The sequence below is a fragment of the Bdellovibrio sp. BIS2 genome (assembly GCF_055398295.1).
In genome coordinates this window covers 537,827-558,351 of sequence record NZ_AP035879.1, presented here as the reverse complement: position 1 = coordinate 558,351, position 20,525 = coordinate 537,827, and the positions used below count along the sequence as shown (strand labels likewise).

Sequence of the window (20,525 nt, the reverse complement as noted above, 5' to 3'; positions counted from 1 at the left end):
AGCATGACATTACGTTTAAGAATTTTCTTATTCAATTTAATCTCCGTCTTTCTTGCGACGTTTGTTGTTGCGCTTATTGGCCTCAAGATTGTCGAGTCTACGGTTATCGACAGCACCTATGAACGTCTGACTCAGATCCGCATCAGCAAAACCAGCTCGATCGAAAATTACTTCCGTGATCTGCAGACCGCAATCAACCTGATCTCTTCTCATGAATTGACGGACGATCTGCTGCGCGCAAAGAAAGTCGACAGCCTGCCCGAGTTCCGCCGTCTGCTGGATAACTATGTCCTGGACTTCAACATCTACGACATGGCTCTCATCAACAATCAGGGCGTCGTCGTCTACACCACCCGCAAAGACATCGAAGACGGTTCATCAGCGACCAGTGGACTGCCACCGGGATCAAAGCTGAAGGATATCTACACCTGGGGCGTGAAAGCCCAGGAAGGCTCGACTCTGTTCCTGGACTTCGACAAGGACAACCTGAATCCGAATTCCGCCACCGGGTTTGTCGCCTCACCGATTTACCGCAACCTGCGCCCGGTGGGCGTACTGGTCCTGAAGATCTCCATCTCAGAAATTGATCGCATCACCAGTGACAACTTCGCGTGGCCGACTCACGGCATGGGCCAGACGGGCGAAACCCTGATTTATGGCGAAGATTGGAGCCTGCGTAACACCGGCCGCTTCCGAGTTGAAGCCAGTCAGGCCGCACAAGGTGCGCTGGAAGCTGAAGTTCTTTCTTCCAACCGTGGCGACGAAGACATCAAAAAAATTGAAAACTTGAGTGAAGTGCGCGAACTGGGCACAGACTATCGCGGGCAAAAGGTCATTCGTTCCATCGGAAAAATCTATCTGCCCAACGGAGAGCTTTGGTACATCCAGACCAAAATTGATGAAAGCGAAGCCTTTGCGGTTTTGGACCGTATCGCGATTGCCTCCAGCGCCGCGGCGGTTTTGATCTTCATTCTGTTCTTCTTTGCGACCTTTGCCGCCACCGGAAAAGTCGTGGAACCCATCCAGCTTCTGACCGACCGTCTGGAAAAACTGGGAACAAGCAACCTGACCCAGAAGATCAACTACAACTCCAAAGACGAAATCGGTTTGCTGGTAAGCAAGTACAATCAACTGGCCGACCGTTTGGAAACCACCACCGTTTCCAAAGAGTTCCTGGACAGTGTCATTCAATCCATCAAAGCCTTCCTGTTCATCGTGAAGGTCAGCCATCACGACGACTGGAGACAGGCGTCGTACATGATCTCGCAGGCCAACGAATCCGCGCTGAAGTTCCTGGGTTATTCCATGAACCAGATTTCCCACGTGGACTTGAAACAACTGATCAGGACCCAGGAAGAGTTCAACAACTACACCTGGCTGCTGCAGACCCGTCACAGTATCGAAGCCGAAATCACCGCCCAGGACGGACGTCGCCTGCCGGTTCTTATGAACTGGGCCGCTCTTCCCAACCGCACCAGCAAAGATCTGACTTTCGTGTTCGTGTGCACCGACATCACCGACCGTATCACGGCCGAGCAGGCTTTGATCGAAGCGCGGGAACAAGCGGTGAAGGCCTCCCAGGCCAAATCAGAATTCCTGGCTCGTATGAGTCACGAGATCCGCACCCCGCTGAACGCCATCATCGGCATCACCGACATTCTGGCGGAATCCGATTTGAAGCCGGAACAATCCCAGTTGGTGCGTGTGTGTGCGAATGCCGGGGAAAATCTGCTGGCGCTGATTAACGATATTCTGGATATTTCCAAAATCGAAGCCCGCGAAGTTCGTCTGGAAAAAATCGCATTCGATCTTGAGTCAACGACTACAAATATCTGCGACATCCTGAAACAGAAGGCGACGGAAAAAGACCTGAAGTTCTCGTTAAGTGTGAATCTGCCAAAGAACCGCGCACCACTGGTCATCGGGGACCCGACCCGTCTGCGCCAGATTCTGTTCAACCTGATCGGAAATGCGATCAAGTTCACGCAGGAAGGTGAAATTGCTGTGTCACTCGACTTTGACAGCAGCTCTCAAAAATTCGTGCGCTTCACGATTCGCGATACCGGGACCGGGATTCCCAAAGACAAACAACACCTGTTGTTCCAAAGCTTCGTTCAGGCCGACAGTTCCATCACCCGCAAATTCGGCGGCAGTGGCCTGGGTCTGACAATTTCAAAAAACCTGGTGGAGCTGATGGGCGGACGCATCTGGTTCCAGAGCGAAGAGGGCTCGGGAAGTTCGTTCTATTTCACAATTCCTTATGTTCCAACGGAAGCTCCGCGCGAACTGGCGGCACCTGAAAAAACACCGGTTACCGATACCACGCCTCGACCGCCGGTGAATGAAATGACCGTCACCCGCTCTGCGCGCATCCTGGTAGTGGATGACACCGAAGACAACCGCTTCCTGCTTTTGACTTATCTGAAAAAACTGCCCTTTGAAGTTGTGCAGGCTGAAAACGGCAAAGAGGCGGTTGAAAAAGTTCTGGCCGAACCATTTGATCTGATCCTGATGGACATTCAAATGCCGGTGATGGATGGCTATGCGGCCACCCGCAAGATTCGTCAGTGGGAAAAAGATCAAGGCTTAAAGCCGATACCGATCATCGCAGTGAGCGCCAATGCCATGGCCGAAGACATGCAAAAGTCTTTGGATGTCGGCTGCAGCGAGCACGTCACAAAGCCCATCAAAAAATCAGCCCTACTTGAAATGATTCAAAGATACCTGGGTTAACCTTCCAAAACTTTAAGGCTGGTCAAAAAGGGTCAGCCGACTAAGCGAGGCGGCCGTTGCGGATGGTCGTGACCTTGTTCCCAAGGATCTCCACGTCCCGCTGATCATGGGTCACTAACAACGTCGGAATTTTTTCGGTTTCAATGACACTTTTCACCAGTTTGCGACTTTCATCACGCAGTTCCTGATCCAAAGCGGAAAATGGCTCATCCAACAACAACAAACGAGGCTCGCCCATCAGCGCCCGCGCAATGGCTACACGCTGTTTTTCCCCGCCCGAAAGCACCGCTGCCGGTCTTTGCAGGAAGGATTCCATTTTTAGAATTGAAGACAGCTCTTTCAATCGTGCCCCGGCTTTGGCCGGATCCACTTTGCGTGCCCGCGCGGCAAACATCATGTTTTCTTCCGCACTCAGGTGCGGGAAAAGATCCAAAGTCTGAAACACCACGCCCAAATGACGATCCGGTGTTTTTAGTTTCGCCAGATCCGTCCCCTGATAAGTCCACTTGAATCCCGGGCAGCTTTCAAGACCCAGCAAAATACGAAACACAGAAGTCTTGCCCGAACCCGAAGGTCCCCACAACACAGTGACACCTTCATCCAGGATTTCCCAGGAATCGATGTCTAACTTGAAGTCTCCGTAATCACGGTGCAAATTTTCGACCAAGGACACGGCTGCCTCCCACACACAAAACAAAACAAATCAAACCGGCGACAATAATCAAACTGCTTAAAACGATGGCCTGATTCAGGCGATAACCTGACATCAAGGTTTCCGTCATCATCGCGATGCTCAGATCCCGGTGCGCCAGAATGCGCGATACCGCAAAGTCACCCGCAGCCCAGATCGATGCAATGCCGGCCAGCAAACCCGCACGCCCTGAAAGCTGCGGGAACAGAATTTCCTTAAAGATCTGAGATTTCGAAGCACCCATGGAATAGGCGACGGTCATCTGATTTTGCAAAGCATGCAGTTCGCTGTCCCAGCCCATGCGGAACAGACTGTTCAGACTGAGCAGCGTCAGCGCGACCGGAATCTTTATGAACGGATAAAACCCCTCATTCGGGCCCAGGATCAAAAGACAAAAACACGCCAAAGAAGTTGAAGGTGCCACATAGCCATTCAGGAATCTTTCAAACCACGCCTTTGGCCAGCAATAAGCAATCAGCATCAAACCCGCATAGGACAAAATCCCCACGCTCATTCCCAGTGTCAGACTGCCAATAAAGTTCCAGATCAAAGCAGACTGCAATTCATAGAAAGTGGAAACCTGCGAAAGCCCCGACAGGAATCCCTGCACATAACCAAACAGGTACAAAAACGAAAGACCGGCGATAACAAAGATCCCGGTTGGTGTCTTCAACAGACTTAAGTTCGCCGTGCGTGTGCTGTGCATTCCTTTTCCGCGGCTGGCGACAAAGGACAGCGCAAAGATAAACACCGATTGCAGGAAGGCCAGCAGAACCGCATCCCCCCAATTGCTGGAAAGACGGATTTTTTCATAAATCAGAACTTCCACGGTGGTGCCACGTCCCCCACCCACGATCAACGGCACAGCGAAGCTACCAAAGCAGATCACAAAAATAAACAGCCCCAGCAACCAGAAGTCCTTTTTCAGCATCGGGAAAAGCCCGCGCAGTAAAAACTGCCAGCGCCCGGCACCTTCCACATAAGCCAGCTCGATCATGCCGCCCAGTTTGTTTTCAATCGTCGACGCCAAAAGAACCGCCACCAGGCCGAAATTCATTAACGTGTGCACGATCACAATCCCGGGAATCCCCATCGGGAACGGATCAATCACATTCAAAGTGGAAAGCAGAATGAAGATTGGCGGCATAAAGTTGGGAAGCAGGCACAGAATCTCAAGACCCCAGCGCACCTTGCGCCCGCGAGCCGAATGCAGGGTCAACAGCCCCAGCGCCACCCAAAAACCCATGATCAATGAAAAGACGGAAGAAAAGAATGCCTGAAGGAAGCTGTTCTTAAAGGCCCAGACCAGCTCGCCCATGTCGGGCCAGCCGGAAAATCCAAACTGAGTCAGCAAAAACAGGAATGGAAAAATCAGAAACAGCACCAGGCCGATTCTGAGGCACTGGCGCAGGTTCAATTGAGATCGCCCCGGCGGATCTCAGTCCAGCGGCGAAGCAGTCGGTCCACTTCGGTGGAAGAAAGGATCTCTACCTGTTGCATGGTTTTGACATTCATCAGCGGCGCAAACGAAGTGTTTTCCATCACACCCTTCATGACCGGGAACATATAGTTTTTTTCCATGATGATCTTCTGACCTTCGTTGGAAAGCATCAGATTCACAAATTGCTCGGCCAGATCACAGTGGCGGCAGAATTCCGGGATACCAACAAATTCAAACTGCACCGGCAGGGCCTCACTAAACGGCAAAGCCACATAGTCTTTCTTTTTTTCCTCGATTTCATGATACAGAGGCGAAGTCACATAAGAATAAACCAGCTTGGTCTGTTTGTTGGTGAAAAGACCGTAAGCCGTGGACCATGTCGGGGAAAAACTGTGCACCTGGCTCATCAGCTTTTGCAGATAGCGGAAGCCTTCTTCCTCGCCCTTGGAGCGAATCACCCAGTACAGGAACTGCATCCCCGGGGAACTGGTGCGTGGATCTTGTAACGCGATTTTCTTGGCCAGCTCTGGCGCCAGCAAATCATCCAAAGACGCGGGCATGCGCATCAGTTCATTTTTACGGGCCACGAAGGTCAAAGCACCCCAGTCGTAAGGGACAAAGAAACTGTTGGCCAAGGCCGGTTTCACGGCATCATAGACATCCAGTTGCCCCAGACTTAGTTTTCGCCAGCTTTGTTCGGACACGGCTTTGGAAAGATCAAACTGATCCAAACCCACCACAACATCCGCACCCAGGCTTTCGCCTTCGATTTTCAGACGCTGCAATAAAATGCCAGAATCGCTGCCTTCGATGAATTCAACCTTACATTTACAACTTTTTTCAAACAGATCCTTCAAGGCCGGTCCCGGTCCCCAGCGACCGGTAAAGGACGCATAACCAAAGACACGCACTGTGGGAAGAGAGCTGTTCGGTGCGGCGGTGTCCGTGCGGTTTAGCACCGCCAGGAACAGACCCAGGAATACGACTGTCAGAAAAAGAACAAAGTGCTTCACGCTCTACCACCAAAGCCCGCGACGGCGCTTGTAGAAATAATAGTCAAAGCCCAGACAGCGACCCGCACCGACCCAAGCCAGAATCAGGTGAATGGCCAGGAAGGTTTTATACAAATCCTCCATCGCCGGACCCGAGATAAAGAGCATCGTCACACACAACAGCACCCCCAACAATGCCACGGGACGAACCACGTAACCCACGATGTAGGAAATGGCCACGGCAAACTCAAGGCCCAGAATGATAAAGGCCACAGTCTGCCAGTTGGGAATCATGGTGGAGCTTGCAAAAATCTTAAACCAGTTCGGTGCATGACTGGCCGGAAGCCATTCAGCCATTTGATCCGCAATGCGCGGACGGGTCAGGAAGTCGCCACGATATTTCATCAGGGCATGTTCCAGATAATAGTAACCCAAAAAGATTCTTAAAAAAGAGATCGGAAGAAGATGACCTACGTATTTAACGCTCTCAAAGAATGAAACTAACATGAAGCCATTGTGAACTAGACACCCTTCTTAGGGCAAGTCTCCTCGAGAAAGCAATGACTGCACGCAGGTTTTCTCGCCTTACAGACAGCTCGACCATGAGAAATCAGCCAATGCGGCAACATGATCCAATCTTCAACCGGGACGAACTTTGACAATTGACGCTCAATCATCACCGCGTTGTCGGTCTTCACCCATCCAAAACGGTTGGCCAATCGGGTCACGTGGGTGTCCACGACGATCCCGCTTGGAATATTAAAGGCATTTCCCAGCACCACATTGGCGGTCTTGCGGCCTACGCCCCCCAGCTCGACCAAAGCCTCGAGATTTTGCGGGACTTCGCCCCCGTGCTTTTCCACCAGGGTGGTCGCACAGGCTTTCAAGTTTTTGGCTTTGTTTTTATAAAAACCGGTCGAGCGGATGAGCTCTTCCAAAGATTCGACCGGCGCTTTCGCCATGGCCTTCGGGGTTGGGTATTTCTTAAACAGCGCCGGGGTCACCATGTTGACTCGTTCATCCGTGCACTGGGCAGAAAGAACGGTGGCGACCAATAGTTCAAAGGGATTGGTGTAGTTCAGGGCGCAGTAAGCGTCAGGGTAATATCTCTTGAGAAGTTCAATAGTTGCAAGAGCCGCCGCCTCTTTGGCAGAGGGCTTTTTTGCCGGGGACTTCTTACTCGCCATCGTTTCCGATTGCCTCAACCGGGCAACCTTCCATCGCTTCTTTGCACAGAGCTTCTTCTTCCGGAGTCTCTGGCTGGCGGGATACGAATGCGTGGCCGTCTTCCTCATGCATAGAGAAGTTCTTTGGCGCCGTCAGCACGCAGGCATCACAAGCAATGCAAGATTGATCCACGAACATCTTGCCGGGCTTATTTTCTTTCCAAGACTGACTCTTCTCTGCCATCACAAACTCCTTAGGGGTGCCAAGCCGCCTTAATATAAGGCTTTTGCCCTTGATGTCAAACCCCCTTCCCGACTTGGGTCGCATTTTTCAGGCCGTCCTATGTTACTCACTGGGTCCTCCCCCCGTCCCTCGTATAGTATCTATATATGAGCCCCAGAGGGCCTTTAGGAACAAACCGCAAGTTCCGCAGCAGGAGGTCCCGAAAGGGACCACGTCCGCGAGGATGTGTCCGAAGCGGTTTGGTCCTAAAGGCCCTCTGGGGCGCTCTATGTAGATATAAGGAGAGTTCATGGAAGGACCTCGTTCCCCCCTGGAAGCTGAGCTTCCTCAGGTTCTGGATTTCCTCAATAAAAAGCTGCGCAATGATGCCTCTTGGTCCATTGCTGCGGAATATCCAACAGCCTTTTCCTCTAACAACTTGCATAATATGCGTATTATCGCCGATGAGGGCTCCGTACTATCGCATGCGGTTATGAAACCTCTTATCATTAAAAGCCCCCATGTGATCTTCAAAGTGGGTGCGATTGGTTCTGTCGTCACCGACGATCAGCACCAGGGTCAGGGTTACAGCACCCAGATCATCAACGACTGTCTGAAATCCGCGACCGAGCAGTCCTGCGACATCGCGATTCTGTGGACGGACCTGTTTGATTTCTACCGCCGCATGGGCTTTGAACTGGCGGGATCAGAAGTCAGCTTTGTGATCGAGGAAAACTTTGATGTTCCGCCGATCAACCTGCGCTTCTCTACCGACAACAAAGTTTCCCCGGATGCGATTTACCGCCTGTACGCGGCTCATTCCGTCAACTCTGTGCGCACAATTGAAGAAACCAGAAAGTTCCTCTCAATCCCGCAAACCAAAGTATACACCGCCTGGGAACCAAGCGGTCAGTTGGCGGCTTATGCGATTGAAGGCAAAGGTGCGGATCTGGGTGGTTATATCCATGAATGGGGCGGCTCGGTTTCCAAACTGATGGCGCTGTTTGCATTTATCCGCGCGCAAAAAGATCAGCCTTACACGATCATCTGCCCACGCCATGCAACGAACCTGATTCAGGCTTTGCAAACCAAGGACGTGACGATGAATCACGGTTATCTGGGCATGATCAAGCTGGTGAACTTTGACCAGTTGGCGGCCAAGATCAAACGTGCGTTCCGCGCTGAAGGCATCGCCGACATCGTGCTGGAAAAACACCCCAACCACTTTGTCTTCGGAGTCGGTCAGGATCTTTACACCATCAACAACGAAACAGACATGGTGCGCCTGCTGTTTGGCCCGGTGGACTTCCGTGGTTTGGGCATCTTCAAGGAAGAAACCGCCATTAAACTTGAAAAAATTCTGCCACTGAATCTGTGGATCTGGGGATGGGACTCTATATGAACCGATTTTTAAAACCCCTGTTGCCGCTGCTTCTGGCAGCGACGGCCGTTTCATGCATTAAAACTCCGGAACTGGAAGAGGAAGAAACTCCATCCACCATGGCGCAGGTTCAGGATTCCCTGTCCGAAGCCTGGGGCTCTGCTGATCCTTTGACCATGAGTCCGAATGATTTCCTGCTGCAGCAGACTTTCCGCAAAATTGAAACCGGCGAAGACCGCATGCTTTTGCAGGAAGGCATCACTATTTCCAAAAAAGAGGAACGCGCCAACGACTGGCTTTACACGTACCTTTATCAGACAGAAACCCTGTCTGCTGAAGGCAACACTCAGCAGTCCACCAAAGAAGATCACCGCTCGGTCACCAAAGCCGAACCGGCCATGGAAGTCTTCACTCGCGGTCAAAAGCTGAAGGGCGAAGTTTCGACGATGGCCGATGACCTGCAGATGTCCTTGGGCTTTGAGCGCCTGATCGGTTTGGCTTACGCCTGCCAGCTGACAGACGATCAAAAGAAAGTCTGCACCGAAACCCTTGGCTATGACAGTTGCGAAGTGAAATGCTTCAACTTGCAGGTGTCTGAAGAGATGCGCCCGGCTCCGGATCTGATGAAAACTCAGGCCAATTGCGGTGGGCTTGCCAACTGCACCATGAAAGTGAAAACCGTTTCATTCGACTGGGCCGCTTACTACAAAAAAGGCGAAACCACCGAGAAGCAGAAGGTCAATTACAGCATCTCCATTACTCCGGACCTGCCGTTTTTCTCTCGCGTGACGGATTACTGCTATCGTGCACTGGCGCAAGCCGGATCACAAAAAGCTCTCGTAACTGTCTGCACTCGTCTGAAAAATTATAAGCCGGGCGGCACCTAGTCTGCGCCTTGCGATTCGTTGCCAACACCTGACGAATCTTGTAGGCTAAAACCTCCTGTGGAGGTTTTATGAAAAAAATTGCCGTTGTTCTTTCTGGCTGCGGTCACCGCGACGGAAGCGAAATCACTGAGTCCGTCAGTCTGCTGATCGGCCTTCACCAGGCCGGTGCCGAAGTTCAGTGCTTCGCTCCGGACATTCAGATTCCCATCACCAATCACATCAATGGCGAAGCCGACGGCGAAAAACGCAGCCTGCTGATTGAAGCCGCACGCATCGCTCGCGGTCAGATCAAGAGCCTCGATAAACTTCATGCCAAAGATTTTGATGCCGTGGTTTTTCCGGGTGGCTATGGCGCCGCGAAGAACCTGAGCAACTGGGCCGAAAAAGGCGCTCAGTGCGAAGTGAATCCGGATGTAAAACGTGTGATCCTTGAATTCCATTCCGCCAGCAAGCCTATCGGAGCCCTTTGCATCGCTCCGGTTCTGGTGGCGAAAGTTCTGGGCGACAAAAAAGTCACCGTCACTATCGGTGACGACGCAGCGACGGCGGCTGAAATTCAAAAAACCGGCGCCATTCATGAAGAATGCCCGGTGGATGACTATATCACCGACCGCGAAAGCAAAGTGGTGACGACTCCGGCTTACATGTACGGAAATGCGAAACCCAATGAGGTCTTTACGGGCATCTTTGGGTTGGCCCATGAAATCGTGGAATGGGCTTGATGGACACTGGACAATAGAAAATTGGAAATTGGCGTAAGAAACAGGGCGTAGGACGTTAGAGGAAGTTTGGATATGAAAAAGATTGTGGCTTTGATTTTTGGTGGCAAGTCTGCAGAGCATGAAGTGTCTTTGCGTTCGGCGAAGAATGTGGCGGATGCTTTGGATAAAGATAAGTTTACGCCTGTTTTGATCGGAATCAGCAAGGAAGGCAGTTGGTATCGTTTCCCGGATATGGGTGTTTTCTCTGAGGCGACGAAGATTGTCGACCAGGCCCTTCCCTCCAAGGCCGAACCTGTCGCTTTGATGTCTTTGCAGGGAAAGCCGGTTCTTTATTCTTTGAAAGATCAATCCAAAACTTCTGTGGACATAGCCTTCCCTATTCTGCACGGAACTATGGGTGAAGATGGCACAATCCAGGGGCTGTTTAAAATGGTTCAGCTTCCATTTGTGGGTTGCGGAGTTTGGTCTTCCGCCGCCGGCATGGACAAAGAGATCATGAAACGTCTTTTGGCCGTGGCGAAAATCCCCAATGCCCGCTATCTGCTGCTAACTCCGCATCAGAAAAACGATTACAACGAAATCGTGAAACAACTGGGCTCCCCGTTCTTTATCAAACCGGCTAACGCGGGTTCTTCTGTCGGTGTTCACAAGATCAAAACGGCGGAAGATTTTGTCGTGAAGCTGAAAGACGCCTTCCAGTTTGACACCAAAGTTCTGGCGGAAGAGTTCATCCAGGGCCGCGAGGTGGAGTGTTCCGTGATGGGTCACAACCACGCACCCAAAGCCTCTTTGCCGGGTGAAGTGATCCCGCAGCATGAATTCTATTCTTACGAGGCTAAGTATATTGATGACAACGGCGCTCTTTTGAAAATTCCGGCGGAGCTTTCTGCTGAAACCACCAAAGCCGTTCAAAAAATGGCCGAACAAACCTATCAGGCCATGGGCTGCGATGGTTTGACCCGTGTGGATTTCTTCATTCGCCCGAACGGAGAGTTGTACATCAACGAGATCAACACCATTCCAGGTTTTACCAAGATTTCAATGTATCCTAAAATGTGGGAGGCCTCGGGCCTGAACTACAAGGATTTGATTTCTCAACTGATCCAATTGGGCTTTGAGAAGTTCGAAGGCGAGCAAAGCCTCAAAACCAGCTACTTGGATTAACTTTCTGCAATAATCGTGTTAAAGACCCTGAAAATTTTCAGGGTCTTCCTTCTTATGTCCTGAAGCGCCGTCAAAAAACATTTTTGTTTATTTCATCGCCTATTTAGTCGATACACTACTCGCATGGGCATCAGACGTTTCTGGAAATACCTTTCGGTCGCAAACAAGCTGTATATCGTTATCGGCGTCATGGCACTTCTCATTGCCCTGGAGCTTTTCACTTTGTATTTCGCCATGAATTCTTTGTCTTCCGTTCGCGCCTTCGTGGCCGGCGAAAGCATGTGGTCGAAAGGTCAAAAAGACGCTGTTATTACTTTGCATAAGTATGCCCGCACCCGTGATCCGCAGTTCTACACCGTTTTCCAGGAAAACGTGCGAGTGCCTTTGGGCGACAGCAAAGCGCGTAATGCTTTGGAACAGGTTCCGCCAGACACAGCCAAGGCCAAAGAGGGCCTGCTGGAAGGAAAAGTTCATCCGGATGACATTCCCGGCGTGATTTCACTGGTGCTGAGATTTCATAATTTCAAACACGTGAAAAAGGCCCTTGAGATCTGGCGCGAAGGTGACCAGATGACTCAAGAGCTGATTGTCATGGGTGAAAACCTGCACATGCTGATTCAAAAAAATGCGCCCGAATCAGAAATCTTCAAAGCCCTAAACAGTGTCGACGATCTGAATGACCGCCTGACAGTGCTGGAAGCCTCGTTTTCTTACACTCTGGGTGAGGGATCGCGCTGGCTGGAAAACATGCTGATGGTCACGCTGATCTTTGCCGTGCTGATCGTGGAGGGAACAGGCCTTTTCCTGACGATCAGTTTCAGCCGCAATCTTTCCAAAGGTCTGTCCGAACTGAACAACGCCGCCCACGAGGTGGGTGAAGGACGCTTTGATGTTCATGTGCCTGTTCGTTCCGGCGATGAACTGGGGCAGCTGGCCGAGTCCATTAACTTGATGGCCCACCATCTAAGCAGCAGCATCGGCGAACGACAGCAGGCCGAACAGGCCAGTCAGTTAAAAAGTTTATTCCTGGCCAATATGTCCCACGAGATCCGCACTCCACTGGCGGCCATCATTGGTTTTTCTGATTTGCTGAAGGAATCGAATCTGGATGAAAGTGAACGACTGCAGTACGTGAACATCATTCACCGCACGGGCGAGCATCTGACCCGCATCATCAATGACATTCTGGATCTTTCCAAAGTGGAAGCGGGTCACTTGGAAATGCAAAGCCACCCGGTAAATCTGAATTCCCTGCTGGAGGACCTGCACATCCTGATGGTCGCCCGCGTGGGCGACAAGCCGGTGCATGTGGAATTCAACCGCCGTGGCATTGTGCCGGACATGATCCGCACCGATCCTTTGCGCCTGCGCCAGATCCTGACCAACATCATCGGCAACGCCATCAAGTTCACCGATCAGGGTTATGTGCGCATGACCTACGAGATCTCTGGCAACAACCTGCTGTTCACCATCAAAGACACGGGTGTTGGGATTTCATCGTCGCAAAGATCGAATCTGTTCCAGGCCTTCTCACAAATCGACAATTCGGTTTCGCGCAAATATGAAGGCACCGGCCTGGGGCTGGTTCTGTCCCGCCGTCTGGCGCAGATGATGGGTGGTGACGTGGTTCTGGAAGACTCGGAGCCGGGCAAAGGCTGCACATTCATTGTAAAAATCGCTCTGGATATCCCGAAAATCCACACGGCAAAAATCGCCCCCGCCCCGGCCAAAGAAGTTCACTTGGGCGAGCAGCTTTCATCCACTTCCATTCTTCTGGTTGATGATGTTGAAGACAACCGACTTTTGATTCAGCGAATGCTGGCCAAACGAGGAGCCAATCTGACGCTGGCAACGAACGGTCAGGAAGGCCTGACCAAAGCGCTTGAGAAAGAATTTGATATCATCCTGATGGATATTCAGATGCCGGTGATGGATGGCTACACGGCCACCCGCAAACTGCGTCAGGCTGGTTACTCCAAACCGATTATCGCCCTGACGGCCCACGCGATGAAAGATGACCGTGAACGCTGCCTTGAAGCTGGCTGCACGGACTATCTGACAAAGCCCGTGCAGGTCGAATCATTGATTCATACGATTTTGACTTATTCGATGGAATCCACTTAGATGCATTCGATGATCTTCTGACGGGTGATGCAGATGGACTGCAAAGCCCCCGGGGGGCCTGGCTGACCATTGACGCCAGCATGACCTTCCGGTCCTTGGTTTCCGTCCAAAGCTTTGTATGAACAAGGAAGGAACGTTCCGTCCGATCCTTTCACCATCCCCATCGCTTTCCCGCCATAACCGCCCGGCCCACCTTTAGCTCCCGAGCCGCCTGCGCCGCCCATGCCGGGATTGCGATAGTGATCCAACTGAAATTCTTTCCCAGACTGTATCACCACTTCCAGAGTGCCACTGTCGCCACCCGGGGAACCATTGCTGCCGGATTTGCCTGTACGACCTCTGCCGCCGTCTTTTCCACTGGCCAGTTCGAAATACTCGCCAGATTTCGCGCACAGGGCGAATTTACCATTTTCTCCGGCAAGTCCTCGCATGGATTCATCTGGCGCGGCTCCGGCTTTCCCAACTGCGCCGTCCTGGCCCAGCATCTGAATTCGCAAAGAGCCTTTGGCTGTTCCCACATCCAGTAGAATATGTCCGCCATGACGTCCGGCCTGACCGATGCCAGCTTTGAACTCTGGGGATAACGTTTGGATTCTTGCGCCGTCGGATTCAAGGCGGTCAATATGCAGGCGCACACGGTGGCCCATCGTATAGAGAACGGCATTCTTTTTCAGAATGACTTCCTTATAGTGAAACTCCAACTCTTCCACTGGCCATATTTTGGAGGCTTTACGCAGCTCCAGTTCCAGTTCCGGCCGAGTCAGAAAAGCGCCGTTAAAAAGGTACATCTCGCCGTCGACCACCATACGGCTGATTTTGTTAACCTGAACCATGGGTTTCACGGGATCTGTGTCTTCTTTATCCCGCACCTCCACACAACCCCCAGTTACAGCCAAAACCGCCACCAAAATTGCATTCATTCCGTATTTCATATCGAACCCTTTCGAAGTTTGCAGATCGGAAACGGGACCTTACAAGTTACGGCCCGGAGCCTGTTGGATATAACGGGTTGTTGTGATCGGATTCCGGACTTTGGGCTGTGAACAGGTTTTGCAGTGGCACAGAGATGCTCTGGGAAAGAGACTTCGTCAGGATGACGATGAAATGCCAAGGATTAGAGGCGCATGAATTACAACAAGATCAACTACTTCGAAAAAGCGGACTCTCCACAACACCGTGAGTTCATCATTTCCCAAAACAATTGCATACTTTGCGGCACTGTACTGGAGCTAAAACACATTGCCGACCGGGAAGTTTCTGAAGTGAAGGAAGAGGCTTTCTGCCCTCATTGCGAAGTCAAAACCCGCAACCGCACCCACATTCTGAACTAGGGTCCGGTCAACTTTTCGACGGGGATTTCGTCACCTCTTTGACGTTACAGGGTCCCCGTCAAGATCTTAACATCCGAATAGAAGGTGCCTGACCAGGCTTTGTCTGGATTTCCGAAGCTGGATTGTTTGAATCCAAACACATTGCTTTCGGAATTGGGCTGCCATTGATTCAACCACACTTGCGCACAATCCAGTTGTGAAACCACCTTGGCCAGTTTTTCCTGAGGGCCCCAGACCACTGCGGACTGAGCCAGATAAGACGTGTTCGCCCATTTTAGAATTTCATGCTGATATTTGACCGGAGTCATCAGGAACAGTGGTCCCTGCAACTCATCCTGCTGCAGCACCGAACAGTTCGGCAGATCCAGCATCATCACGGGCTTCATGTGAAAACCTGGGCCCGAAGCACTGTCGCCGCCAGTAAGTACTTTGCCGTGTTCGACTTTGCCTTCCTGAACTTTTTTCTGCAGTTCTTCGCGACGGGCGGACGTAATCAACGGCGTCCACGGGGAATCACCCTTCGGGTCCGTCAAAGGCTGCAACTTATCAAGATAGGCTTTCATCGCTTCAATAAACTCAGCGGACATGGATTCCAGAAGGAACAAACGAGAGCTGTTCCAGCAAAGCTGTCCCTGCCCCAGCAGGAAGGATTTCATAATCTCGGGCATATGCGCCTGATAATCAGTTCCCGCCAATACGATGCAGGAGTTTTTCACACTGCCAGCCAGTTGCAGTTTTTTAAACTGCGAAAGACCTGCTTTGGCAATTTGTTCCATTGTCGATGTCTTCCCCACCGCCGTCACCGCGTGAATACTGGGGTGACCCGCTACGATCTTACCCACTTCGGCATCGCCTTGAAGCAAAGACACCGCGCCTGCCGGGGCTTCGGTTTTTTGCAAAGCTTCGCCCAGAATTTGTGCGGTGATCGGTGACAGTTCCGAGATCTTCACCACGCACACATTCCCGGCCGCCAAAGCCGGGGCCATGCGCTCAATAACCAAAAGCAAAGACAGATTCCAAGAAGCAATGATGCCCACAAGCCCCACGGGCTGAGGCAGCACTTGTGCTGACAAAGGCTGATGCAGACTTCCCGCCACGTCTTTTAGAATTTTGATGGCCGGAAGCAGACTGTGCTGCAGTACAAAACTTTGTGACAGGCCCTGATGAAGGGCTTCCTGATAGGCATATTCAGAGGATTTTTCTTCCAGCGCGGAAGCCAGCTTCAACAACAAAGCGGCGCGATCAGACAATGAAAGTTCCTTCATCACCGGTGCGGCTTTTTTTGCGGACTGGATGGCTTTGATCACATCCATGGCATCCGACGCCGTCACGCGCGCCAGTTCAGTGCCATCAAAAGGAGAAATTTTTGCGAAGGTTTTCTGACTGTCGGAAGGGACAAAGGCCCCTCCGATAAAGTTTTGCAGTTCCAACGAAGATCCTAATATAAGTTTTGGTTTCGATACTGCATCAGATGATGCGCCAACATGTCGGCTTTAAGTATCTCATCCGCCACTCCCAGTTCAATCGCTTTTTGCGGAGCATAGGGAAATTGCGCTTCTTCCGGGTGCTGCACCACGCTGGCGCCACCGCGTTTTTGCACTTCCACCAGGCCGTCGACTCCGTCGGTGCCGAAACCGCCCAATAGCAGTGCATAAACACCCTGGGCGTAAGACTGCGCTGCGGAATTGAAAAGCACATTCGCCGAAGGCAATTGCGACGACACCGGAGCTCCTTTGGAAAGACTCAGTACGGGCCCCTGAGGACCGGTCACAATTTTTCCGTGATGTTCAGCAGGAATAAAATAAACGTGACCCATTCTTAGGAAGTCCCCGTCTTTACCCACCACCGGAGTCACTTTCGAACCGGCTTTCAGCTTGCTGATGAAAGCCGTCACAAAGTTCGCCACCGTACTGCAAGCGACCACCACGGGAGGTGTATCGGCGGCGAGGCCTTTAACAAACTTTTCCAGCGCATCCGCACTGCCGGCGTTTCCACCCAGCACCACCACTTTCAACTCGGCCGCCCGACGGCGCGTTGGAGCTGCAAAGGTTGTGGTTTTGATTTCCAGAGGCGCGGGAGTCTCTTTTAACTTTTTCAGAATATTCACCGACGCAGCCGCACGAACTTTGTCCACCAGCATGCCGGCAAGGTCTTTTAGTACGGCCGGATCAAACTGTGAAGGTTTGTGCACGAACTCAACCGCCCCCAGTTCCAGGGATTTCATGGCAGCCTCCCCGGTGCTTGCCAAAGAAGAAACCATCACCACCGGGATCGGATGATGCTTCATCAGCTTTTCCAGGAACATCACGCCCGACATTTTCGGCATCTCGATGTCCAGAGTCAGCACGTCAGGCTTTTTGCTTAGAATCATTTCGCGGGCCTGATAGGCATCAGCAGCAGAGCCCACCACTTCAAGTCCGCTTTTTGTGAAGATATTGGTAAACAGAGTTCGCACTGTGGCCGAGTCATCGACAACCAGCACCTTCACGCTTTTGGCCACTGCCAAGGGTCTGAAGCCCGAGACATCCACAGGTTTATCAACACCGCCGCCAGAGGAGTTATGAATAACTTCGAAAGTCGCCGTGTTCATTTTGATTGTGCGCGCGGATTCACCGGCAACGTTTCTTTCCACGACCGGAATACCGCAGTCACGCAGTATCTTTTCGGCGAACTCGATATTGCGCTTGCCGATGCCTTCACCGATCTGGGAAACACTGATGACGTTACCGCCACCGTAAATTTTTGCCTGCAGGCGACCGCGGTTGGCCCCCAGACGCACACATTCTTCAATCAGCAGGGGAATGGCATGCGCGCCGTAGCGGGTGTTTTCACGTTCATCCGGCATGCCGTCGGCCAGCAAATAGTGATTTAAGCCCCCAATGCGGGTCGTGGGATCATGCAGAGCCACCGCCACACAGGAACCAAGCAGAGTGGAAATCACGGTCTCTTCTTTGAAGGCCGCAAGTTTACCGGGAAAAAGATAATGAGTGTTCATCAAGCCACCAGTTTTTCTAGATCCAGAACCATAATACTGCGGCGGTCTTTGATGAAAAACTGGTGAACAAAGTTCGCAGACATCATAGTGGATTGGTTTTCAAAATTTTGCAGATCAGCTTCTTTGACGCTGATCATGTCTTCAGTGTCTGTGACCTGCAGGCAGAAACGAACCCCCTGCTCTTCACAGATCACATAGAAGAAATTATCGGCATCCATCCGGGCAAAACCATGATCCTGCAGGTTGACCACCGGCACGGCTTCGCCGCGGAATGGAATCACACCCAAAAGACCCTCTTTTCTTTCCGGCAGATCAAACAGCGGCAACTTGCCGCTGATTTCGATCACACTTAAAATCGGCACCGCAAATTCCTGCACCCCAAAACGGCAGTGCAGCAGCAGAATTTCACGCAAGTTCTGCGCATTCAGCGCAAAACGTGTCGCCAGATCGGCGGTGTCGGTCTTGTCAATTCCCAGAGCTTCAATATAGCCCCGTAGAGTTTTCAAGGCTTTGATCAACTCCGCAGCCCCTTCCAGGTTGCGGCTCTTTTCATCAAAACCTTCCAGCCATTCAGCCAGATGCATAAACTCATTTGTCTTGGCATCCACCGCCCAGGCGCGTGTTTGCTCACTCACCTCAGACAGAATACGGCGCCATAGTTTTTCGTCCGTCAGATCGATGAACTTGTCTATTTCCCTGGTCACACTGTCCAGGAAATACGCTTTGAGTTCCGCTGTAAAGTCATCACCGAAGAAATCACTCATGCGGCCTCCTCGTGCGTTTGCTGTTCATACATCATCAAAGCCATCATTTTTTCCGGATCCACAATGTAGGTCACTTTTTCGTCCGCCAGGATGGAAATGCCCTTGAAGCCCTTTTGTTCCCCGATCATCGAACCAAAGGACTTAACGACCAGATCGGTCTGGGCCTCGATACGATCCACCAGCAGGGCAAACACGGCCTCTTTCAGGCGGATAAACACGGCCGAAGACTTGCGAACCGCCTCTTCCGGTACGGAGGTGCGCAGGTTCAGGATCTCGTGATAGTTCAAAATAGGCACAGTCATTCCACTGAACTGACAATAGCGCAGATGATCCACAGTGGTGATTTGCAATTCGTCACACGATGTGATGTGCGCCACGGAAGTCAAAGGCACCGCCAACTGGTAAGAGTTCCACGCACACAGCAAGGCGCTTTCCACCATGATGTGCTGAGGAATTGGAATTTCCAGGTGGAAGGCCGCCCCGGCCCCCGGATGATTTTCAATATGAATGCGGCCTTTGTATCTTTCCACGGTGGAAAGAACGATATCCATCCCGACACCACGGCCGGAGATGGTTGTGACTTTTTCTTTCGTCGAAAACCCGGCATTGAAAATGAACTTGTAAATCTGCTCATCGCTCAGGGCTTTGGCAGCGTCTTCGGTCACCAGGGCATTTTTGACCGCGCGCTGAAGAATACGCTCACGATCCAGCCCCTTGCCGTCGTCTTTAAAGATCACGTGAACAGCGCCGTTTTTTTCATGCACGTCCAGGCATAGCAAACCAATCGTCGGCTTCCCCTGCACGGCTCTTTCAAACTGATCCTCGATCCCGTGATCGATGGAGTTTCGCACCAGATGCACAAGACACTCATAAAGATCTTTGCCAAGGCCCTTGTCGATCAGAAGATCCGAGCCGGTGAACTCCAGATGAACGCTCTTATTCAGCTCTGTCGAAGCCTGGCGCACCAGAAGCGGCAGACCGGAAAGACTGTCCCCGGCTTTTTCCTTGCGGACCGTCTGCACCTGGCCCTGGAACTGATCGCAGATTTTCCCCAGATTCTGGGCAAAATCATTCTGACGACGTTCAAAGACCTCGGGCTGAATCCGGAAGTTCACCGTCTGATTCATCATCTGGAAGAAATTTTTCAACACCAGAAGCTCGCCGGACAGTCGCAGGAATTCATTCAGTTGTTTTACGGACAGCCACACACCCTCCTCATCAGAGGCCGAGGTCGTGCGGCTGACAGCGGGACGCGGGCTGCGAACAGCCGACTCATCCCCGAAATCAAAAACTCCGTAAGCGGAAATCACCTCAATGGCTTCACTGAGCTCTTCCGGATAAACTTCACGCTTGTCGCGCAGGCTTTGCGCCAGAACTTTCAAAATGCGTGAGCTTTTCAGGAACAGATCAATGCAGTCCTTGGTGACCGGACGGGATTCACGTTTGATGCGAGTTAAAAGAGCTTCAAATTCGTGAGCAAGGGAACCCAGCAACTGTCCGCCGGGAACAGCCCCCACACTGCCTTTGATGGTGTGAATTTTTCGGAAAAGGACATTCACCTGATCCTGATCTTCCGGATTGTTTTCCAGCTTCAGAATCAGATTGTCGAGATCTTCCAGAATTTCCTTGGACTCTTCGAAGAACGCACGGGACACCTCTTCGACCTGTTCAAAGTCGATAAAGGCAGAAAGATCCACCTCTTGGTTGTCCTGGGGTTTGTTTTCGTCCGACATATAAGGGAATTTATCGGTATTTCAGGGATTTAAGTTAGAACGGAAGGCAGTTTATTTAGGCCAGATTTGAATTACAAGTGCCACAAATAAGAAGAGCGACCTTACGGTCGCTCTTAGGTTTATGATTCTTTCGAACCCTCGGCGAAGGTCTAGGCGTCCTAAGAGGACGTCACCTCCG

The 20,525-nt window shown here is 51.6% G+C and carries 18 protein-coding genes; 7 read left to right on the top strand and 11 right to left on the bottom strand.

Annotation, left to right across the window (positions count from 1 at the left end):
- Positions 1-3: 3 nt before the first annotated feature.
- A complete protein-coding gene (locus ACZ520_RS02735) occupies positions 4-2,733 on the top strand; it encodes an ATP-binding protein (RefSeq protein ID WP_464127422.1) in 2,730 nt (909 codons plus the stop codon).
- A gap of 40 nt (positions 2,734-2,773) precedes the next feature.
- On the opposite strand, the gene ACZ520_RS02730 is transcribed toward ACZ520_RS02735, so the two are convergent.
- The 6 genes from ACZ520_RS02730 to ACZ520_RS02705 are packed head-to-tail and all read right to left on the bottom strand — an operon-like array spanning position 2,774 to position 7,267.
- Positions 2,774-3,406, bottom strand: a complete 633-nt coding sequence (locus ACZ520_RS02730) for an ATP-binding cassette domain-containing protein (RefSeq protein WP_464127420.1) — start codon at positions 3,404-3,406, stop codon at positions 2,774-2,776.
- The gene (locus tag ACZ520_RS02725) at positions 3,378-4,808 is read right to left on the bottom strand and encodes an ABC transporter permease (RefSeq protein ID WP_232468778.1); all 1,431 of its coding nucleotides are present in this window, start codon (positions 4,806-4,808) and stop codon (positions 3,378-3,380) included. The genes ACZ520_RS02730 and ACZ520_RS02725 overlap by 29 nt, the downstream gene beginning before the upstream one ends.
- A gap of 29 nt (positions 4,809-4,837) precedes the next feature.
- The gene (locus tag ACZ520_RS02720; protein WP_464127417.1) at positions 4,838-5,878 is read right to left on the bottom strand and encodes a thiamine ABC transporter substrate-binding protein; all 1,041 of its coding nucleotides are present in this window, start codon (positions 5,876-5,878) and stop codon (positions 4,838-4,840) included.
- A gap of 3 nt (positions 5,879-5,881) precedes the next feature.
- Positions 5,882-6,364, bottom strand: coding sequence for a DoxX family membrane protein (locus tag ACZ520_RS02715; protein ID WP_088566287.1), 483 nt, complete (start codon positions 6,362-6,364; stop codon positions 5,882-5,884).
- 14 nt (positions 6,365-6,378) lie between these two features.
- Entirely contained in the window at positions 6,379-7,044 is a 666-nt protein-coding gene (gene nth / locus ACZ520_RS02710; protein WP_088566288.1) for an endonuclease III, read from the bottom strand.
- A complete protein-coding gene (locus ACZ520_RS02705; RefSeq protein ID WP_011163159.1) occupies positions 7,034-7,267 on the bottom strand; it encodes a ferredoxin in 234 nt (77 codons plus the stop codon). The genes nth and ACZ520_RS02705 overlap by 11 nt, the downstream gene beginning before the upstream one ends.
- 289 nt (positions 7,268-7,556) lie before the next feature.
- Here ACZ520_RS02705 and ACZ520_RS02700 point away from each other — a divergent pair, with 289 nt between their 5' ends.
- The 5 genes from ACZ520_RS02700 to ACZ520_RS02680 all read left to right on the top strand — a co-directional run bounded on the left by ACZ520_RS02700 (position 7,557) and on the right by ACZ520_RS02680 (position 13,524).
- The gene (locus tag ACZ520_RS02700; protein ID WP_088566289.1) at positions 7,557-8,648 is read left to right on the top strand and encodes a GNAT family N-acetyltransferase; all 1,092 of its coding nucleotides are present in this window, start codon (positions 7,557-7,559) and stop codon (positions 8,646-8,648) included.
- Positions 8,645-9,514, top strand: coding sequence for a hypothetical protein (locus ACZ520_RS02695; protein ID WP_374031979.1), 870 nt, complete (start codon positions 8,645-8,647; stop codon positions 9,512-9,514). The genes ACZ520_RS02700 and ACZ520_RS02695 overlap by 4 nt, the downstream gene beginning before the upstream one ends.
- Before the next feature lie 68 nt (positions 9,515-9,582).
- Positions 9,583-10,236, top strand: coding sequence for an isoprenoid biosynthesis glyoxalase ElbB (elbB, locus tag ACZ520_RS02690; RefSeq protein ID WP_088566291.1), 654 nt, complete (start codon positions 9,583-9,585; stop codon positions 10,234-10,236).
- A gap of 72 nt (positions 10,237-10,308) precedes the next feature.
- Entirely contained in the window at positions 10,309-11,400 is a 1,092-nt protein-coding gene (locus tag ACZ520_RS02685; RefSeq protein WP_088566292.1) for a D-alanine--D-alanine ligase family protein, read from the top strand.
- Between the two features lie 123 nt (positions 11,401-11,523).
- Positions 11,524-13,524, top strand: coding sequence for a response regulator (locus tag ACZ520_RS02680; RefSeq protein WP_088566293.1), 2,001 nt, complete (start codon positions 11,524-11,526; stop codon positions 13,522-13,524).
- Here ACZ520_RS02680 and ACZ520_RS02675 read toward each other — a convergent pair.
- Positions 13,521-14,456, bottom strand: a complete 936-nt coding sequence (locus ACZ520_RS02675; protein ID WP_464127412.1) for a hypothetical protein — start codon at positions 14,454-14,456, stop codon at positions 13,521-13,523. The genes ACZ520_RS02680 and ACZ520_RS02675 overlap by 4 nt on opposite strands.
- Before the next feature lie 192 nt (positions 14,457-14,648).
- Between ACZ520_RS02675 and ACZ520_RS02670 the strand changes: the two genes are divergently transcribed.
- Positions 14,649-14,855: a hypothetical protein gene (locus ACZ520_RS02670; protein WP_015089744.1), complete on the top strand. Its 207-nt coding sequence runs from the start codon at positions 14,649-14,651 to the stop codon at positions 14,853-14,855.
- A gap of 44 nt (positions 14,856-14,899) precedes the next feature.
- Here ACZ520_RS02670 and ACZ520_RS02665 read toward each other — a convergent pair whose 3' ends face one another.
- The 4 genes from ACZ520_RS02665 to ACZ520_RS02650 are packed head-to-tail and all read right to left on the bottom strand — an operon-like array spanning position 14,900 to position 20,347.
- Positions 14,900-16,285 carry an aldehyde dehydrogenase family protein gene (locus ACZ520_RS02665; protein WP_464127410.1) on the bottom strand — a complete coding sequence of 462 codons (1,386 nt, stop codon included), beginning with the start codon at positions 16,283-16,285 and terminating at the stop codon, positions 14,900-14,902.
- Between the two features lie 8 nt (positions 16,286-16,293).
- A complete protein-coding gene (locus ACZ520_RS02660) occupies positions 16,294-17,850 on the bottom strand; it encodes a chemotaxis protein CheB (RefSeq protein WP_088566296.1) in 1,557 nt (518 codons plus the stop codon).
- On the bottom strand, positions 17,850-18,614 hold the full coding sequence (locus ACZ520_RS02655) for a chemotaxis protein CheW (protein WP_416479507.1): 765 nt from the start codon (positions 18,612-18,614) through the stop codon (positions 17,850-17,852). Before ACZ520_RS02655 ends, ACZ520_RS02660 begins: the two co-directional genes overlap by 1 nt.
- Positions 18,611-20,347 (bottom strand): chemotaxis protein CheA, encoded by a 1,737-nt coding sequence (locus ACZ520_RS02650; RefSeq protein ID WP_416479508.1) that lies wholly within the window; start codon positions 20,345-20,347, stop codon positions 18,611-18,613. Before ACZ520_RS02650 ends, ACZ520_RS02655 begins: the two co-directional genes overlap by 4 nt.
- Between the last annotated feature and the right edge of the window lie 178 nt (positions 20,348-20,525).

Bases quoted from the DNA above. Each gene is read 5' to 3' on its own strand.
- ACZ520_RS02700 (WP_088566289.1), top strand. From the start codon at position 7,557: ATGGAAGGACCTCGTTCCCCCCTGGAAGCTGAGCTTCCTCAGGTTCTG.
- ACZ520_RS02660 (WP_088566296.1), bottom strand. From the start codon at position 17,850: ATGAACACTCATTATCTTTTTCCCGGTAAACTTGCGGCCTTCAAAGAA.
- ACZ520_RS02705 (WP_011163159.1), bottom strand. From the start codon at position 7,267: ATGGCAGAGAAGAGTCAGTCTTGGAAAGAAAATAAGCCCGGCAAGATG.
- ACZ520_RS02680 (WP_088566293.1), top strand. From the start codon at position 11,524: ATGGGCATCAGACGTTTCTGGAAATACCTTTCGGTCGCAAACAAGCTG.
- ACZ520_RS02675 (WP_464127412.1), bottom strand. From the start codon at position 14,456: ATGAAATACGGAATGAATGCAATTTTGGTGGCGGTTTTGGCTGTAACT.
- ACZ520_RS02670 (WP_015089744.1), top strand. From the start codon at position 14,649: ATGAATTACAACAAGATCAACTACTTCGAAAAAGCGGACTCTCCACAA.
- ACZ520_RS02650 (WP_416479508.1), bottom strand. From the start codon at position 20,347: ATGTCGGACGAAAACAAACCCCAGGACAACCAAGAGGTGGATCTTTCT.
- ACZ520_RS02655 (WP_416479507.1), bottom strand. From the start codon at position 18,614: ATGAGTGATTTCTTCGGTGATGACTTTACAGCGGAACTCAAAGCGTAT.
- ACZ520_RS02695 (WP_374031979.1), top strand. From the start codon at position 8,645: ATGAACCGATTTTTAAAACCCCTGTTGCCGCTGCTTCTGGCAGCGACG.
- nth (WP_088566288.1), bottom strand. From the start codon at position 7,044: ATGGCGAGTAAGAAGTCCCCGGCAAAAAAGCCCTCTGCCAAAGAGGCG.
- ACZ520_RS02715 (WP_088566287.1), bottom strand. From the start codon at position 6,364: ATGTTAGTTTCATTCTTTGAGAGCGTTAAATACGTAGGTCATCTTCTT.
- elbB (WP_088566291.1), top strand. From the start codon at position 9,583: ATGAAAAAAATTGCCGTTGTTCTTTCTGGCTGCGGTCACCGCGACGGA.
- ACZ520_RS02685 (WP_088566292.1), top strand. From the start codon at position 10,309: ATGAAAAAGATTGTGGCTTTGATTTTTGGTGGCAAGTCTGCAGAGCAT.
- ACZ520_RS02735 (WP_464127422.1), top strand. From the start codon at position 4: ATGACATTACGTTTAAGAATTTTCTTATTCAATTTAATCTCCGTCTTT.